Origin of the sequence: Luteibacter aegosomatissinici, assembly GCF_023078495.1 — a bacterium.
GTDB classification, from domain to species: domain Bacteria; phylum Pseudomonadota; class Gammaproteobacteria; order Xanthomonadales; family Rhodanobacteraceae; genus Luteibacter; species Luteibacter aegosomatissinici.
This window is the reverse complement of record NZ_CP095742.1, coordinates 4,143,062-4,161,474: the sequence shown is the minus strand read 5'-3', so window position 1 is coordinate 4,161,474 and position 18,413 is coordinate 4,143,062. Positions and strand designations below refer to the sequence as shown.

At 66.0% G+C, this 18,413-nt stretch carries 6 protein-coding genes; 4 read left to right on the top strand and 2 right to left on the bottom strand.

Translation table 11 applies throughout. The features are described 5' to 3' along the window. Nucleotides 1–6 precede the first annotated feature (6 nt). On the bottom strand, nucleotides 7–504 hold the full coding sequence (locus L2Y97_RS18675; RefSeq protein ID WP_247429629.1) for a hypothetical protein: 498 nt from the start codon (nucleotides 502–504) through the stop codon (nucleotides 7–9). Nucleotides 505–1,107: 603 nt separating this feature from the next. Between L2Y97_RS18675 and L2Y97_RS18670 the strand changes: the two genes are divergently transcribed. Next, nucleotides 1,108–1,410 carry a hypothetical protein gene (locus L2Y97_RS18670; protein ID WP_247429627.1) on the top strand — a complete coding sequence of 101 codons (303 nt, stop codon included), beginning with the start codon at nucleotides 1,108–1,110 and terminating at the stop codon, nucleotides 1,408–1,410. 137 nt (nucleotides 1,411–1,547) lie between these two features. Here L2Y97_RS18670 and L2Y97_RS18665 read toward each other — a convergent pair whose 3' ends face one another. Beyond that, a complete protein-coding gene (locus tag L2Y97_RS18665) occupies nucleotides 1,548–2,438 on the bottom strand; it encodes a LysR substrate-binding domain-containing protein (protein ID WP_247429624.1) in 891 nt (296 codons plus the stop codon). Between the two features lie 217 nt (nucleotides 2,439–2,655). Here L2Y97_RS18665 and L2Y97_RS18660 point away from each other — a divergent pair, with 217 nt between their 5' ends. The 3 genes from L2Y97_RS18660 to L2Y97_RS18650 all read left to right on the top strand — a co-directional run bounded on the left by L2Y97_RS18660 (nucleotide 2,656) and on the right by L2Y97_RS18650 (nucleotide 18,406). After that, nucleotides 2,656–3,411 carry a response regulator transcription factor gene (locus L2Y97_RS18660; protein ID WP_247429620.1) on the top strand — a complete coding sequence of 252 codons (756 nt, stop codon included), beginning with the start codon at nucleotides 2,656–2,658 and terminating at the stop codon, nucleotides 3,409–3,411. After that, nucleotides 3,374–6,895, top strand: coding sequence for an ATP-binding protein (locus tag L2Y97_RS18655; protein WP_247429617.1), 3,522 nt, complete (start codon nucleotides 3,374–3,376; stop codon nucleotides 6,893–6,895). The genes L2Y97_RS18660 and L2Y97_RS18655 overlap by 38 nt, the downstream gene beginning before the upstream one ends. Before the next feature lie 288 nt (nucleotides 6,896–7,183). Further along, the gene (locus L2Y97_RS18650; protein WP_247429614.1) at nucleotides 7,184–18,406 is read left to right on the top strand and encodes a VCBS domain-containing protein; all 11,223 of its coding nucleotides are present in this window, start codon (nucleotides 7,184–7,186) and stop codon (nucleotides 18,404–18,406) included. The last annotated feature ends 7 nt before the right edge of the window (nucleotides 18,407–18,413 follow it).

Here is an 18,413-nt window from a genome sequence, read left to right as displayed (position 1 = left end):
TTGCTATTAGTTTCCGTACGTCATGGGTGCGTCGGGTAACTTCAGTTCTTTCGATACCTTGATAAAGTCAGTCGAATTTGGGTGCCTGCTTTGACCGCCAGGGAGCGACGGGTCGGAGACAAATGCCGGATCGCTGCGAGTCAGGATCTTTCCGTCGGAACTGAAGATGTGGTGCCACTCGCACGACGCACATGTATGGGAAGCACCGCCATATTCGACGACGAAATACGAACGGCTGTCGCGGGTGCGGGCGCAGGAAAGGCCGACGGGATCATAATCCTCCAGGCCATGCGGTAGCGGCAAGGCTCTCGGAGCGGTCATGCCTTGCCGAATAACCAGCTCGTTTCGATCGCAGTTCGCATGGCCTGGACTGCAGTGGATGATCATCGTCGACCCACCGCACGTCTTCGCAAATGCCTTGCGCGAGCCCTCTGCGTGTACAGCCAATGTGCCGAATGCGAACATGGCCGAGAGGGAGCCAAGCAAGAGTTGTCGTTTGAGCATCGTCCGTTCCATGTGTCTATGCGTGACAGACCATAGCCGGACTCGATCCATTGAGCTAGATGCCAGCCAACGGCAATTCACGACGTTGGATGAATGGGCGGCGAATCACATGTCGTCGAGGCGCCCATGAGTCACGCGAGTTATGCCGTCGGAGGCAAAGGACTACCGAATAGGCACTAATGTCGCGCCCTACGCCTACAGACAACCCCAACGTGTTTTGATAGCTTGGTTCCGTTGCCCGCACCTCCATCACGTCGCGTGCGGGCAACGCATCACCCTTGGGTGATGAAGCGCGAACCAGGCGCGTTGGCGCGCACCTGGTTCGCTGACCACCAATAACTTCACAGGAGTTGATCAGTGGCTACCCACGATCATAAAGCACTCGCTCGCCCGCCGGATCCCCCCGGCAGCACCCTCACCGGAAACCTGGCCGCCTGCGGTCGCAGGCACGGCTGACGAAGCACCTTCATCAGTCACGCCCGGCGTCCGGTCACGGCCAGCCGGTGTCACCGCGAGTGCGGTGGTCCGTGGCGCGTTGCGATGTTTCGTAACGCGCCACGTTAGAGAGCGTGCTGATGAACCTGCAATCAGAAGGAATGAGCGATGGAAAAGAAAGACATCCCCAACGGCGAGCGCGTACGCATGTTGTCCCCCGATGAACTGCCGCCCCCGCCGCTGAGCTCCACCGAGCAGTTCAACCAGGCCCTGGAGTGGCTGCACTTCTCCCGCGGCTCGGCGCAGACCCTGGCCGACTACCTGCACGAAGCCGAATCGATCGACCTGAAGGACACGGCGCTGGCCGTGGAATCCGTGGCCGCCATGATCCGCGAAGGCGCTGAGCGCATCTCGCGTGCGCATTCGCTGTTGCGTTGGGAATTTGCAGAGCAGGCTGGCCTCACACCCTGAGCCGCCGCTAAGCCACCCGCTTTGTGTAGGAGCGCGCTTGCGCGCGATGGGTTCGGCGAAGAATCCGCAACTCTTCCGTGCTTCGCGAAAGGCGATCGCGCGCAAGCGCGCTCCTGCAGTGGGCGCGGTTCAGTGGATTACGTGAGCGGCGTAAGACGGCTTTGCATGAATCGCACGAAGCTGACCGTGGCATCGGATGCGACACGGCCGGTGACGGTAAGCGCATGCAGCGGTAACGGTTCCGGCTCGAATGCCTCGAGCACCGTCGTGAGTTTGCCTGAAGCGAAGTTGCCCGCGACAAGGTAATGCGGCAACTGCGCTACCCCCAAGCCGCCTTCGACTGCAGCGAGTAGCGCCGCGACATCGGCCAGCGCGACGCGCACGTTGCGGCGGCGTGGGGCCATGCCGCGGAAGTGCCAGAAGCCGGCGCCATCGGCGCCGAGCGCGAGGCAATCATCATCGTCCAGGTCGTCGGGGTGGCGTGGGGTGCCCACGCGCTTCAACAGATCAGGCGATGCCACGGTGACGCGGCGCAGGCCACCCAACGCGCGGGCCACCACATCGGTGCTGTCCGGCAAGGTCTCGCGCAAGCTCAGGATCACATCCGTCTGCTGGCGCAGCAGGCGGTTCATATCGCCGCCACCGACGGTCACCGCGAAGCGCACACGCGGATGCACCACCGTGAATTCCGACATGAGGCTGGCGACCATCGGCGATAGCAGCCCATGGGCTTCGATGCGCACCAGCCGCTGGGCATCACCCTGCAAGGCCGCCGCCTGTTCCGCCGCCTGTGCCGCCTCGCACATGGCCGAGGCGTACTGGTATACCCGCTCGCCGGTGGCGGTCACGCCAAACTGGCGGGCGTTGCGGTGGAGCAGGCGGGCACCCAGCCGCTCCTCGAGCGCCAGGATCCGCCGGCTGATCAGTGAGCGGGTGGTACCCAGCTTGGCGGCCGCGGCGGAGAATCCGCCCGCCTCGATGGCCTGCACCAACAGGTACAGGTCGCCAAGATTGTCAATCGAATCCATGCCTTGCACGGGCTTCTCGTCGCTGCTGCGTCGTTTCGGATTAGCAGAAATGGTAGTGCCCCCCATGTGATGGCGGCTTTGCGAGAACGTCAAAGCCGTTTGCCCTGGCGGAAATGATACCCAACACGGCCGTATACTCCGCGGCTGGTCCGCCACCGGAAGTGGCGGTTGCCTTCACAGGGGGAAGGACGTGTCGGCGCAGGAACCCCACATTCTGGTGATCGACGATGCCCCCGAGGGCATCCGCGACCTCGTGCAAGCCCTCCGGGCCGAGCCGTTCCGCGTGAGCCTGGCCACCTCGGCTGCGCAGGGTTACCAGCGCGCGCAGGTGTTGTCGCCGGACCTCATCCTGCTGGATGTGCGTATGCCCGGCACCGATGGTTTTACCCTGTGCCGTTTGCTGCAGGAACTACAACCGGGCCGCGATACGCCCATCCTGTTCCTCACCGCGGCCGCCAGCGAAGAAGAACGCCTGGCCGGCCTCAGCCAGGGCGCCGTCGATTACATCCTCAAATCGTGCAGCCCCGCCGAGCTGCTGGCGCGCGTGCGCATTCATTTACGCCTGACCCGCCGTGGCGTGCTGGACGAAGCGCCGCACGACATGCCCATGGGCCGCGATGAAGTCGTGCTCCGTGCCGCCATGCGTTTCATCGGCCAGCGCCTGGCCGAGCCGCTGGGCCTGGATGCGATCGCCGAAGCCGTGGGCACCTACGACAAGCGGCTCTCGGCCATCTTCCGCCAGCGACTTGGGACCACGGTGTTTGCGTGGATCCGCGAGGAGCGCCTGCGCAAGAGCCGCGAGCTGCTGACCTCCACCACGCTTGGCATGCAGGATATCGCCAGCACGATCGGCTTCAGCAGCGCGGCGAATTTCGCCACCGCGTTCAAGGAACGGTTGGGCGTGACGCCGGGCGAATACCGCAAGGCGGCCGCGGATGAGTCAGCGCGCGATGCGGCCGCCGCACGTGGGTAGCGCCTGGCGGCATGTCATCGCGGTGGTGCTCGTCGCCGCTGCGGCGTGCCTGGCGCTGCCGCAGGCGCGCGCCTCCACGGTGCAGCTGCCTCTCACCATCTACGACCAGGGCACGGGCCTCACCAGCCTTTCAGTGGTGCGATTGTACGAAGGCCACGATGGCTTCCTCTGGGTGGGAACGGAAAAAGGCCTCTACCGTTTCGATGGCCTCGGCTTCGAATCGATCGGGCCCTCGCGCGGCTTCCAGACCTCGGAAGTGGTGGCGATGACCGAGGACACGGGGAACCACCTGTGGGTGGCATCCCGCGCAGGGCTGCAGCGGCGCAAGGACGATGGGTCGTTCGAATGGGTATCGCCGGGTGGGAAGCGGTTGCTCGTGGACCGTGGCCGTTCGCTGGCGGCCGATAGCGAAGGCGGCATGCTCGCGGTCAGCGGGCACCGCATGTTGCGCCTCACCCAGGATGCCAGGGGCGAATGGTCCGTGAGCGAGCCGCTTGCCCATGTGCAGGCACTCGCCCCGGGTGACATTGCCGCGGTGATTCATAACAGCGGCACGACGTGGTTTGGATGCGGCCCGGCGCTGTGCCGCCTGCGCAACGGCGTGCTTACCCGCTTTGGCGAAGACAAGGGCGTGCCAGCGGACAAGTGGCTGGGCCTGCTCGCCTCGCGCGATGGCTCGGTGTGGGCGCGCGGTATCGCCCATGTATTGCGCCTGCCGGCGAACGCCTCGGCGTTCGAGGCGCACGATATCCCCGGCGGCCACATGAAGGTCGCCGCCTCCAGCATCGATATCGTGGAAGACCGGGCAGGGCGCATCCTGACCCGTACCGATGTCGGTCTCGCCCGTTGGGATGGCGCGCGCTGGCAGCTGTTCGATCCGGACAACGGGCTGCCGAGCGTCGGCATCTCCTCCATGGTCTCCGATCGCGACGGCATGGTGTGGATGGGCACCTACGGCCGTGGCGTGTACTTCTGGAGCAGTGCCGATGCGGTGGAAGACTGGACCGCGGCGCAAGGCCTGAGCGGCAGCCTGGTCTGGTCGATCGCGCGCGGTGATGCGCGTGAGTTGTGGGTGGCGAGCGAAGCGGGCGCCGAAGTGATCGCGCCGGATGACAACGCCGCCCACCGTGCGCCGATCACGCTGCCACCGCCGGCGCAGGCGCATGCCGTGATCGCCGATGGCAAGGGCGCCATCTGGTACTTTCTCTTCGATGGCCGCGTGGCGCGCTACGACACGAAGACGCGTGACACGCGCATCGTCGCCACGCTGCCGTACCTGATCCGCGGCGCGCTGATGGATCGCCAGGGCCGGCTCTGGGCGTACACGCTAGGCGGGCTGTTCCAGATCGATCCGCTAAGCGGCGCCGTCACGCGTGCCGCGCCCGATCTGATCCCTTCGACCATGTGTTCGGACGCGACCGAAGACACGCAGGGCCGGCTCTGGGTAGCGTGCAGCGCCGGCCTGTTCCGCCTCAGCGGTGAGCGCTGGGCACACGTGACGCTGCAACCCGGCGAATCCGCCGGTGGCTATGAAAACGTGGCCGTGACGCCGGATGGCCGGTTGTGGCTGAGCGCGTTGCAACCGGGTTTGTGGGTGGCGGATGCGAGCGATGCCGATACGCTCGCCGCAGCGCCGGTCGCTGACGCGCTACTGGCCGATACCCGTTTTTACTTCCTGCGCGTGGACCTGCGTGGTCGCCTGTGGGCCGGCGGTGGCAGTGGTGTGGATGTGCTCGACCACGGCACCTGGGCGCGCCTGACCATGCGCGATGGCCTGTTGTGGGATGAAACCAACCACGGTGCGTTCCTGGCCGATGCCGATGGCACGGTGTGGATTGGTGCACCGGTGGGCCTCACCCACGTGCTCGATCCCGATCAGTTGCTGGCACCGCGCAATATCCTTCCGGTGATTGCGGATGTGCTGTACGGCGACACGCGCGTCGCCGCATCGGCCACCTTGCCATCTCGTGAATCAACGGCGCTGGTGCTGCACTTTGGTGTCGCCAACAACAACGCCGGCCATCCTGTGCGCTTCCGTTATCGCCTCCCGGGCGTGGATGGTGACTGGGTGGAGACCGCGCAGCGCGAGGTGCGCTACGCATCACTGCCGCCCGGCCAGTACACCTTCAGTGTGCAGGCATTGGATGTGAACCGCCGCGTGGCGTCGCCGCCGCTCACGATGACCTTCACCATCGCGCCGCCGTGGTGGCAGACCGCGTGGGCGTACGCCGGTGCCGCCGTACTGGTGCTGCTGGCGTTGTGGGGTGCGTGGCGCTGGCGCATGCGCGTGCTGATCGCACACGCCCGCAGGCTGGAAGCCGTGGTGGAGGTGCGCACCACGGAACTGCGTGATGCGTTGCAGGCGCGGCGCATGCTGCTGGCCCACGTCGGCCATGACCTGCGCGCACCGCTCAACACGATTCTTTCCGCCGTGCGGAAGTGGCGCGGTGGCGATAGTGAGCGCGATTACCCGCGGATCATCGAGCGCCACGTGCACCAGCAGATGGCGCTGATCGATGAGCTGCTGGAGTTCTCGCGCGGTGAGCTGACCGGTTTGCAGCTGGAACCGGCGCCGGGCTACCTGCATGCGTTCCTGCACGAGGTAGCCGAACGTGCCGAGCTGCTGGCCGAACGCCACGGCAACCACCTCACCACGCATTTCGACGAGCGCCTTCCAGCGCTGGTGGTCGCTGATTTCCGCCGCCTGGGCCAGGTGCTGATGAACCTGCTGGGCAATGCGGCCAAGTTCACCCACGGTGGGCGTGTAGCGCTGCACGCCAGTTTGGCGCCGGGCGAGGGCGGCGCGGCACGCATCGCCTTCGTGGTGGAAGACACCGGCATCGGCATGGACCCGAAGGCGCTGGAAGCCCTGCGCCAACCGTTTATCCGCGGTGATAACGCGCAACGCCACGATGGCAGCGGCCTGGGCCTGGCTATCGTTGAACAACTGCTGCAGCACATGCGCTCGCACCTTGCGGTGGAAGCGGTGCCCTCCGGTGGCAGCCGGTTCGCCTTTAGCGTGGTGCTGCCCGTGGCCGGTCCCGATGATGTGGAACCCGAGCTACCCCCGGGCGAAGACGCGGGGGAGATCGAAGGGGACGACCGGGTCGTGCTCGTGGTGGAGCCGCACGCGCCCACGCGGGCGATCCTGTGCGATCTGCTGGATGGCTACGGTTTCCACAGCGTGGCCGCCGCCGATGGGCAGGGCGCCGCCCGGGCCCTGCAAGCCACCCGGCCGGCCCCGGTGGTGACCGAACTGCAGTTCCCCGGCGGCGATGGCTGGCGCCTGTTGCACGCGGTGCGGGAGCAGTACCGCGACGTGCCGGTGCTACTGTATGCCGCCACCGCACCGGCCCCCACCTTCGTCACGAATGTGAACTTCAACGGTGTCTTGCTGAAGCCGGGCACGGCGGGCGAGTTCATGCGCCAGGTCATGAAACTGGCCGTTACATCGCCGCGCGTAACCGGCAGCCCCGTAAGGTGAAAAATTCCTAGCTGCCGATTCAGGGCACTCCCCTTAAGCAAAACTACTGAGAGCCCGCTGCGGCGCGGTTTTCGGGACAGGCCTTTGCTGGAGGGGAAGTTCGTCACGCCACGCGTGACATAAGTTCCTGCGTTACCCCCTTCCCCGTATCAGGGCTGATACATAGGATCGCGCCAAACTCTGTGACTTAGTTCACAGCTTTTCTACCGAACCTTCACGCCTGCGGCTGAGCCAGCCGCGGGATGGGTGCGTTCGGCCCGTGATTGCCAGCAAAGAGCAAGGCGCACCATGCCAGGGATCAAGTCGAACAACCCCCTCCGCCCGCGTACCCACCGTTACGCGCTCGAGCCCCGCCAGATGTACGACGGCGCGGCGCTCGTGGAAGCCGCCCATCACGCCGACCCGGCGGAGGCAGCCCACGATGCGGGCAAGTTCCACAGTGCCGCTGCCGACCAGCCCGGCCATGCCGTGCAGGCCCCGGCCGCGCCGGCACCGGCACCGGCGGCCGCGCCTGCTCCCGCCGCTGCACCGACCGCTGCCGAGGCACAGCCGCACGAGGTGTACGTCGTCGACGAGAGCGTGGCCAATTGGCAGTCGCTCGTGGCCCAGCTGCCCAAGGGCAGCCAGGTCATCGTGATCGATGACAACTCCTCGGGCATGGAGCAGCTGGCCAACGCCCTGCGGGGCGAGCACGACATCAGCGCCATCCACATCATCAGCCACGGCTCCAGCGATTCCATTTCGCTGGGTACCGATACGGTGACCGCCGCCAACATCGACAGCTTCGCCCGCCAGCTGGGCGATGTCGGTTCCACGCTGACCCAGGATGGCGACATCCTGCTGTACGGCTGCGATGTGTCGAGCAAGGACACCGCGCTGGTCACCGAGATGGCAAAGCTGACCCAGGCCGACATCGCCTCGTCCACCGACGAGACCGGTGCCGCCGACCGTGGTGGCAACTGGACCCTGGAAGCGAGCACGGGCCACATCGAAGCGCGCACGCTGGCGCTGAGCTACGACGGCCTGCTCGAAGCGCCCACGGTCGATACGACCGCCAAGAGCGTCACCGCCTCCGAGCCCAGCCCGCTGAACGCAAGCGGTGCCGACCGCGCCACGCTCACCGGCTGGACCATCACCGATTCGGGCAATGTCTCGGTGTCCGTCGCGCTGGGCGATACCAGCAAGGGCTCGCTGCTGGATGCCAGCGGCAAGGGCACGCTGATCAACGGCGTGTACACCTTCACCGGCACGGCCGCCGATGCGAGCGCGTGGCTGAACCAGCTGCAGTTCGCCGCCGCCGATGTGGAACTGGGCAACACCGCGGCCAAGACCACGATCACGGTGACCGTGACCGACAGCGCCTCGTCGCTCACCGCGAGCAAATCGCTCGACGTGACGATCACTCCGTCGAACGACCCGGTGACCGTCGCCGATGCAACCCAGGACGTGGCCGAAGTGGATGGCGGTACCGGTACCGTGATCACCAAGGACACCCTGGTGGCGATGGATCCGGAAGTGACCGCCGGTACGCAGACGGCCTCGCAGATCGTTTACAGCGTCACGGCCATTCCGACCCACGGTTACCTCACGCTCAACGGCACGCGCCTGGGCGTGGGCTCGGTGTTCACCCAGCAGGATGTGATCGACGGCAAGGTGCGCTACGTGCACACCGCCACCGGTGCTGACCAGGACACGGCCGATGGCTTCACCGCGCGCGTGAACGATGGCGCGACGCCGCTGGCCAGTTCCGATACCGTGCACATCACGCTGAATGTCGTGCCCGAGAACCAGGCGCCGACCATCGGTGGCGACGGCAACGTGTACGAAGGCCAGCCGGCCAACGCCGTGGATACCGGCAACGTCGGCCAGTACATCGTGGCGGGCAGCGGCGGTGATCCGCAGGATACGTCGCTCACCATCACCATTACCTCGCTGCCCACGCACGGCACGCTCTACTACAACGGCGTGGCCGTGGTGGTGGGCCAGCAGTTCAACTACGCCGACCGCAACCTGCTGACGTACAGCAACGACGGCGTGGATGGCGTGACCCAGGATACGTTCGGCGTGCGCGTCACCGACCAGGGTGGCGGCACCGGTACGCCGGCCTCGACCGATGGCACGGTAACCCTGCACGTGCAGGCGGTGGATGACGACCCGGCGCTGGTGGCGACCAGCACGCGCGATGCGACCGTGACCCAGGCGGGTAACGGCAGCGCGGGTGCCTATTCCGTGGTGCTCACCACGCAGATGATCGGCGCCACCGACGTGGATTCGCCCGATTCCAACATCAGCTTCGTGACCAATCAGGCCGCCATGACCCATGGCTACCTGCTGTTGAACGGCCAGCGCCTGCAGAACGGCGCGGTGTTCACCATGGCCGATATCGTGGCCGGCCGCGTGCAGTACGTGCAGACCACCGGCGCGACGACGGGCGAGACCGATACCTTCAACTTCCAGGTGATCGACAACACCACGGCACTGCGCTGGAACGCCGATGGCACCACGTTCACCCGCGTGGGTGGCGATTACACCGGCGGCCTGAAGACGGATACGCTGAAGAACTACACCTTCACGATCCACCTGGCCAACACGCCTGACGGCAACGGCGGCAACTTCGACCCCACCACCAGCGTCGTCAACCATTCGGATTCGACCTACGCCGGCGTGGACCCGGCCGGTACCGCGAAGGGCACGGTGGATGAGGGTGCGTCGATCGTCCTGCACGGCACGACCACCAACGGCCAGCCGACCGACTTCACCTCGACCCCGGGCCTGAGCTTCACCTCCGACGGCGTGCCGCCGGCGCAGGTCGTGTACACCTTCCTGGGCTTTACCACCGATGCGGGCATGACCGGCGGTGGCAGCATGCAGAAGCTGGTGAACGGCTCGTGGGTGAACATCCCGCTGTACGGCACGTTTACCCAGGCTGACCTCAACGCCGGCAACGTCCGCTTCCAGCACGACGGTGGCGAGAACTTCCACCTGGTGGCCAACTTCTCGGTCTCCGCTGGCCTGACGGTGATGCAGAACGGCGTGGCGACCGCGGATACCTGGACGCCCACGTTCGATATCTACGTGAATCCGGTGAACGATGCGCCGGTGGTGTCCGGTTCCTCGAACACGGTGATCGGTGAAGGCGAAACCGCCATGATCACCACCGGCCAGCTGAACATCACCGACCCGGATGATGCGACCAGCCAGAGCTACCTCGAAAACACCACGACGCAGCCGAACGGCACGCCGAACTACGCGTACAACAACGATACCGCCGGCGCGAACGCGCTGAAGTTCATCGTGACCACGCTGCCCACCGGCGGCACGCTGCAATACTCCACCGACCACGGTGCCACCTGGCACGATGTGGTGCAGGGCCAGGCGCTCGATGCGTCGATCATCACGGGTGATGCATCGACCACCGGCTTGCGCTTTGTCAGCAACGGCTCGGAAGTACGCAATACCAGCTTCACGGTGTCGGCGGTGGATCGCTGGAGCCAGGCCTCGGCCACGACCGGCACGGTCGGTATCCAGATCACCAACGTCAACGACGCGCCGCAGATCGCGAAGGATCCGACCCAGGCCGACCCCGCGGTCCCGAGCGATTCGCCGAACAACATTGGTGGCACGCCGGTGAACGAGCCGCTGACCGTGAAGGAAGGTGGCTGGGGCCAGATCACCACCGACATGCTGCAGGCCTACGATCCGGACAGCACCGATACCCAGGTGCAGTACACGATCACCAGCGCCCCGGCGCACGGCAGCATCGCGCTCTCCACCGATGGCGGGCAGACCTTCCATATCCTGGGCGCCGGTTCCTCGTTCACCCAGGCCGATGTGGCCGCCGGCCGCGTGTACTACCTCAACGACGGCACCGAGCCGCTCGGCCATACGTACACCAGCACGGATAACACGCCCGACGACAAGTTCGGCTTCACCATCTCCGATGGTGACAAGGAACAGGCCGGTAATTCGTTCTGGATCTACACGACGCCGACCAACGATGCGCCGGTGGTGAAGGCGCCGAGCGGCCCCATCAACATCGACAGCACGCAGCCGGCGAACAACCCGATTCCTGGCTTCAGCGTGTCCGACCCGGACCTGACCACGGTCAGCGGCGGCGAGCAGGATTACATCGAAGTCGTGGTGCGCCTGCTCCACGACGATGGCACGGCGTTCTCGGCCTCCGAGTACAGCGATGTGACCATCGGTTACGGCGCCGGTGCGAGCGTAGATGCCGACAAGAATGGCAACCACGACTACCTCGTGCTCACCGGCAAGGCCGCGGACGTGAATGCCGCGCTGGCCGCGCTCACGGTCACGTTCGCCACCGACCGAGATGCGAAGTACCAGGTGCAGGTGATCGCCGATGACCGCCTGCGCGATACCAACGGCAACCTGATCGGCGGCGCCAACGGCGGCACCGAGAACCAGTCGACCACGGCGGGTACCGGCACCGGCACGGCCACCAGCCCGGTCGATGCCACCAACTACGACTGGTACACCGATACGGTGCCGGTGAAGAACGGCAACATCTCGGCGGCGGCCGTGACCGTGCGCGCCTCGAGCGTGAACGAGCCGGGCGTGCTGACCGGCCCGACCACGGTGACCACGAAGGAAGACCAGGCCACGTATATCGGTGGCAGCTTCGTGGTGAGCGATCCGGAATCGGCTGCGTTCGATACGCCGGTGACGGTCAAGCTGCACGTGGATTTCGGCACGCTGGGCATTGGCGGCACGGGCACGCAGACCTCGTTGAATGGCGTGACCATCAGCGGCGATAACACGGGTGACCTCGTGCTGACCGGCCTGGCCAGCGATATCCAGGCCCTGCTCAATAGCGGCGCCACCGGCCTCACCTACAAGAGCGCGCCGGATGCCAACCACGACCAGAACGACTCGGCCGCGGGCGACGTCACGCTCACCGTCAAGTTCGACGACACCGGCTCGGCCATTGGTGGCGACGTGGGTAACGGCAGCGTCTCGAACAACCCGCCGGACCTTGCCATCGCCATCACGATCGACGCGGTGAACGATGCGCCGACGGTGGGTGTGGACGCGGGACAGACGGGCCTCGTTTACCTCGATGGCACCACCGCGGTGCCGGGCTTCTCGGTCAGCGATCCGGACATCAACGACGCGGGTGGCATCGCCACGGGCGAGAACGACTTCCTGCAGGTGACGGTACGCGTCACCAACAAGGATGGCAGCGCGCTGGCGCTCAACGACTATGCCGGCATCACGCTGGGCTCGTCGGCCACCACCAGCGGCGTCACCATCGATACGGTGTACGACGGTAACCACGCCGCGCTGGTGATCCGCGGCACGCAGGCTGAGATCAATGCGTACCTCGCCGGCCTGCAGGTGTCGATCACCGGTACGCTGGCCAACGCCGACAAGAGCTACCTCGTGCAGGTCATCGCCGATGACCGCATGCGCGACAACACCGGTGCGCTGGATGGCTCGAACGCGGCCAACGGTGGCCCGGATGCGAACGCCGGCAATACCGGTGTCGTGAATGTGCCCACCACGAACATCGACCCGTACGCCGCGCTGCCGACCGGCCTGACCCAGAACGTCAGCACCAACGCGCGCGAGGTGTTCCCCTCCTCGGTGAACAACCCCACGGCGATCGGCGTGGCCGACCAGAACAGCGGCAGCGAGAACGCGGCGGGCACGTACACGCTCAGCCACATCACGCTGGATGACCCCGATGTGGGCACGTCCAACATCAGCGCGACGCTTTCGCTGCCGTCCGGCTTCACCATCAATGGCGTGAGCGGCGATACCACGCATACCAGTGGTGATATCAACGGTGCGCACTGGGTGCTCAGCAGCGATCGCAGCTCGGTGACCATCACCGGCGGTATCGATGCGGTGGAAGCTGCGCTCAACGCCGTGAGCATCAAGCTGCCGGCCGCCGACCAGCACGACAACAACACGCAGTGGAACGGTACGTTCCAGGTGCAGCTGGTGGTGAACGACGGTGGCAACCACGGTAGCCGCCCCAACCAGACCACGCTGGACCAGGACCAGGCGGCCAACGAGCAGGACGATCCCACCACGGTGGGTGACACCTACGGCTATGCCGATGGCACGACGCCCCAGCTGGTGACCACGCGGGTCATCGGCGTGACCATCAACGCCGGCGGCCAGGTAAGCGAGGCCGGCCTTGTCTCGCACAATGGCGACGAAGTGCTGAAGGGCACCGAGACCATCGCGCTGTTCAACGACCTGGACAGCATCACGATCGGTGGCAAGACCTTCACCCTGGCCCAGCTGATGAACCTGGGCACGGCATCACTGGCCGATCGGACGATCACCACGCCGGACGGCACGCTGGTGCTCACCGGTTACGCCGCCGATGACAACGCCCACGGCGTGCTCAGCTACGAGTACACCCTGGGTCATTCGGTGAACCAGACCGTGAGCGGCGCCAATACGGATGCCATCACGGTGGTCACGCGCGACGTGAAGGGCCAGGTCAACACCGGCAGCCTCACGGTCACGATCAAGGAAGACAAGCCTGCCGCGGTGGATGACACCGCCCAGGTGTCCGAGGATTCGACCCCGGTGACCGGCAACGTCGTCGGTACCGACCAGGCCGGCGCGGGCGATAACGTCGACTACATCGGCGCCGACGCCAATGCCAACCCGGTAACCAGCATCACCTCGGGGACGACGACCAAGCCGGTCTCGTCAGCCGGGACCACGACCATTGCCGGCAAGTACGGCACGCTCGTGATCGGTGCCGACGGCAAATACACCTACACCGTCGATAACAACAACGCCGCGGTCAACGCGCTGAAGGACGGTAAGACCCTCGGCGACACCTTCACCTACGTCATCACCGATGGCGACGGCGACACCAGCACGGCCACGCTGAAGATCACGATCAACGGCCGTACCGATGGCGATCCGTCGATCGCGCCGCACGACACCAACGGCAAGGACACCTTCGGTGGCGATTCCACCGTGTGGGAAGCCGGCCTGACCGTCGATGGCCCGAACGGCGAGAGCAAGAGCGCCTCGGACACGATCGATATCAGCGCAGCGGATGGCCTGGCCAGCATCGTGGTGGGCGGCCGGACGATTACGGCAGCGCAGCTGGATACCCTGCATAGCACGGGCACGCCGATCGTCATCACGACGACGCACGGCACGCTGACCCTTACCGATTTCGACGCGGGCCCGCGCGTGGGCGGTGTCGTTACAAGCGGTACGCTGCATTACACCTATACGCTCACCGCCGCCTACAACCAGCCCAGCAGCGACCATGGCACCGACACCATCGCCCTCAAGGTGACGGATGCCGGTGGTGGCACCTCCACCGGCAACCTGGTGGTCACCATCATGGACGACGCGCCGACGGCCAAGGCCGATACGGCCGATGCCTATGAAGATGGCGCTGGCGCCACCGGCAATGTCATTGGTGGTACCGGCACCACGCCGGGCGCTGGCGATGTGGCCGATCGCCAGGGTGCGGACAAGAATGTCACCGTGACCGGCGTGCAGGCCGGCACGACGACGGGTGCGATCACGGGCGGCGTGGCGGGCACCGGCGTGACCGGCAGCTACGGCACCCTCGTGCTCAACGCCGATGGCAGCTACACCTACGCCGTGGACAACGATAACGCCACGGTCAACGCCATGAAGACCGGCGAGTCGATCACGGATACGTTCTCGTACACGATCACCGACAAGGACGGCGATACCAGCACGACGACGCTTACCGTCACGATTCACGGCAACACGGATGGTGTGCCCGCCGTCACGGCGAAGGACAACAACGGCGCGGCCGCCGGCGATGCGACGGTGTACGAGGCCGGCCTGGTCGACATGGTGGGTGGCAAGACCACCAGCGGCACGATCACCGTGAGCGCGGGCGACGGGCTGGATCACATCACGATCGCATGGGATGGCACCAGCTTTGTGTTGTCGTCCACCGACCTGGCGAACATGGCCCAGCATACGGAGACCGTGACCTTCACGTCGCCCTATGGGCAAGTGGTGTTCAACGGCTTTGAGGCGACGACGACCGTGGGTGGCGTGACCACCGTTGGCAAGCTTTCGTATACCTACACGCTGAATACGGCACCGCACATTTCGGGCACGAGTACCTCGGATACGTTCGATATCGTGGTGACCGACGTGAAGGGCGTGAACAGTGCAACGGCGACGTTCACCGTGGATATCGTTGACGACGCACCCACGGCCCACGCCGATACTGGTGATGTCACCGAAGACAGCGGCGTACCGCTGCAGGGCAACGTCATCAGCGGCACCACGCACGGCGATGCGGCGGATCGCGTCGGCGCGGATGGCGCCACGGTCTCCGGTATCACGGTGGATCTGGCGAGCAGCACGGGCACCGGCACCGTGGGCACGGGGCTGGATGGCCAGTACGGCACGCTCAAGCTCAACAGCGATGGCAGCTACACGTACACGCTGGATGACACCAACGCCAAGGTCAACGCGCTGAAGGACAACGAGACGCTGACCGAGACGTACCACTACACGATCACCGATGCAGACGGCGACACCAGCACCACGACGCTGACGATCACGATCCACGGCCACACCGACGGCACGGCGACGATCGCACCGCACGACGGCAATGGCACGAACGCCGCGGGCGGCGACGCCCTGGTCTACGAATCGGGCCTGACCACCGATGGCCCGACCGGCCACGACAAGAGCACCACCGATACGATCGACATCAGCGCACCCGATGGCCTGACGGGCATCACCGTGGGTGGCAAGCCGCTGAGTGTGGCCGACCTCGCCGCGCTGAGCCCGACGAACCCGACGACGATCACCACGCCGGACGGCAGCACGCTGACGCTTAACCACTTCGAGGTGACCGAGTCCGTTGGTGGCGTGCCGACCAAGGGGACGCTCACTTACACCTACACGCTTAACACCACGCAGACGCAGCTGGCCGGCAGCACCTACAGCACCGAGACCATCGACCTGGCCGTCGATGACGCGGGCGGTGGCCACGAAACGGGCACGTTGAAGGTCACCATCATGAACGACGTGCCGACGGCGAATGCCGACGCCGCGGACGTGAATGAGGATGGCAGCGCCGTGACCGGCAACGTCATCGGCGGCACGGGCCATGGCGCCAGCGACGTCGCCGACCGCCTCGGTGCCGATGGCGCCGCCACCGGCGGCCCGGTGACGGGTGTGCAGGCGGGCAACGCCGGCAGTGCGGGTGGCCCGGTCAGTGGCCAGGTCGGCAGCGGCGTTGCCGGCCAGTACGGCACGCTCACGCTCAACGCCGATGGCAGCTACAGCTACGCGGTGGATAACGCCAACGCCACGGTGAATGCGCTGAAGGACGGCCAGCAGCTGACCGAAACCTACACGTACACGATCACCGATGCGGATGGCGATACCAGCACCACGACGCTCACCATCACGATCCACGGCCACACCGATGGCAGCCCGTCGATCGTGCCGAACGATCCCACCGTGTGGGAATCGGGCCTGACCCCGGATGGCCCGAACGGCCAGCCGCGCAGCGTCTCCGAGACGATCACGGTGGATGCACCGGATGGCCTCACCAGCATCACCGTGGGCGGCACCACGCTCACCACAGCCGATCTGGCGGCGCTCTCCAGTGGCACGCCGGTGAGCATCACCACGGCCGAAGGCAGCACGCTGCTGCTGACCGGTTTCACCCCCGACGTGACCAACGGCATCACCACCGGCGGCACGCTGTCGTACACCTATGTGTTGAACGGCCCGCACACCCAGGCCCCGGGCACCAATGGCGTCGACAACATCGCGCTCAGCGTGCTCGATGCCGGCGGCGGCACCTCGGCCGGCACGCTGGTCGTGGACATCATCAACGATGCCCCGACCGCGCACGCCGATACGGGCGATGTGAACGAAGACGGCGCAGCGCTCACGGGCAACGTGGTCAATGGCAACACGCACGGCGATGTGCCGGACCGCGTGGGTGCCGATGCCACGGCCACACCGGTGATCGGTGTACAGGCGGGCACGGCGCCTGGCCCGGTCAGCGGCCATGTCGGCACGGGTGTGGCTGGGCAGTACGGCACCCTCACGCTCAACGCTGATGGCAGCTACAGCTACGCGGTAGATAACGCCAACGCCACGGTCAATGCGTTGAAGGACGGTGAAACCCTCACCGAAACCTACACCTATACGATCAGCGATGCCGACGGCGACCGCAGCACGACGACGCTCACCATCACGATCCACGGCCACACCGACGGTGCGCCCGTGATCGGCGCGGTGGATGGCAACGGTTCGGCGACGGGCCATGCCACGGTGCACGAGTCCGGCCTGGCCGACCACGATGGCAGCCAGACCACGACCGGCACGCTCACCGTGACCGCGACCGATGGCCTGGCCAGCGTCACGATCGATGGCACCACGCTGACGGCGGACCAGCTTGGCCAGCTCTCCAGCGGCAACCCGGTCACGATCCACACGCCGGATGGCACGCTCGTGCTCACGGGCTTCCAGCCCACGGCGACCAACGGCACGGTGCCGACGGCCGGCACGATCACCTACACGTACACCGTGGACCACGCCCTGCACCAGAACGGCGCGGACAGCACGGATACCGTGGCGCTGAGGGTGACCGATCGCGGCGGTGCGACCTCCAACGGTACGCTGGTGATCGATATCGCCAACGACGTGCCGGTGGCGCATGACGATACCGCCAGCATCGTGCAGGACAGCGGCCAGACCTCGGCCAGCGGCAACGTGTATGTCGGTTCCGATCGCATCGGTGCCGATGGTGCCGCCACCGACGGTCCGGTCACGGCGGTGTCCTCGCAGAACACCGGTGCCACCGGCACGATCGGCGCGGGCAGCGTGGGCCAGTACGGCACGCTCATCCTCAACGCCGATGGCAGCTACAGCTACAAGCTGGATGTGGCCAACCCGAAGGTGAGCTCGCTGGATGCCTCGCGCACGCTGAGTGAAGTGTTCGTCTACACGATCACCGATTCGGATGGCGATACCAGCACGGCCACGCTCACCATCACGATCCACGGCACTACGCCGCCGATCCAGGCGAAGCAGGGTGATGAGATCTGGCCGATCGGCTACGACCACACCCAGCGCGATATTCGCCAGGAATGGGAGCCGGGCCTGTTCGTGCTGCCCGACGGCGTTGAGTTCTCGCAGGAATTGTTGGCACAGATCGACGCGGAGCGCCGCGTGGGCCTGAACGATTTCGCGCCGGACCACAGCCCGCTGTGGGATGACTTCTCGCCGTTCGCCCCGGGCAAGCACGCCGAGCGCGAACACGCCCGCGAGAAGCACCACGCCCACGAAATGGAACACGCGAAGCACGTGGCGCAGAAAGCGCCGCAGGCCTCGATCGAACCGCCGCAGGTGCCCGTGGCTATCCACGTGCCGCCACCGGCGAGCACCCCGGGCGGCGCGCCCTCGCTCACGGCCCGCATCGCGGCCATGGCGAAGGCGAACAACCCCGCGGTCGCCGCCGTGCCCACCGAACAGCCACGCCACTAATGCGCGC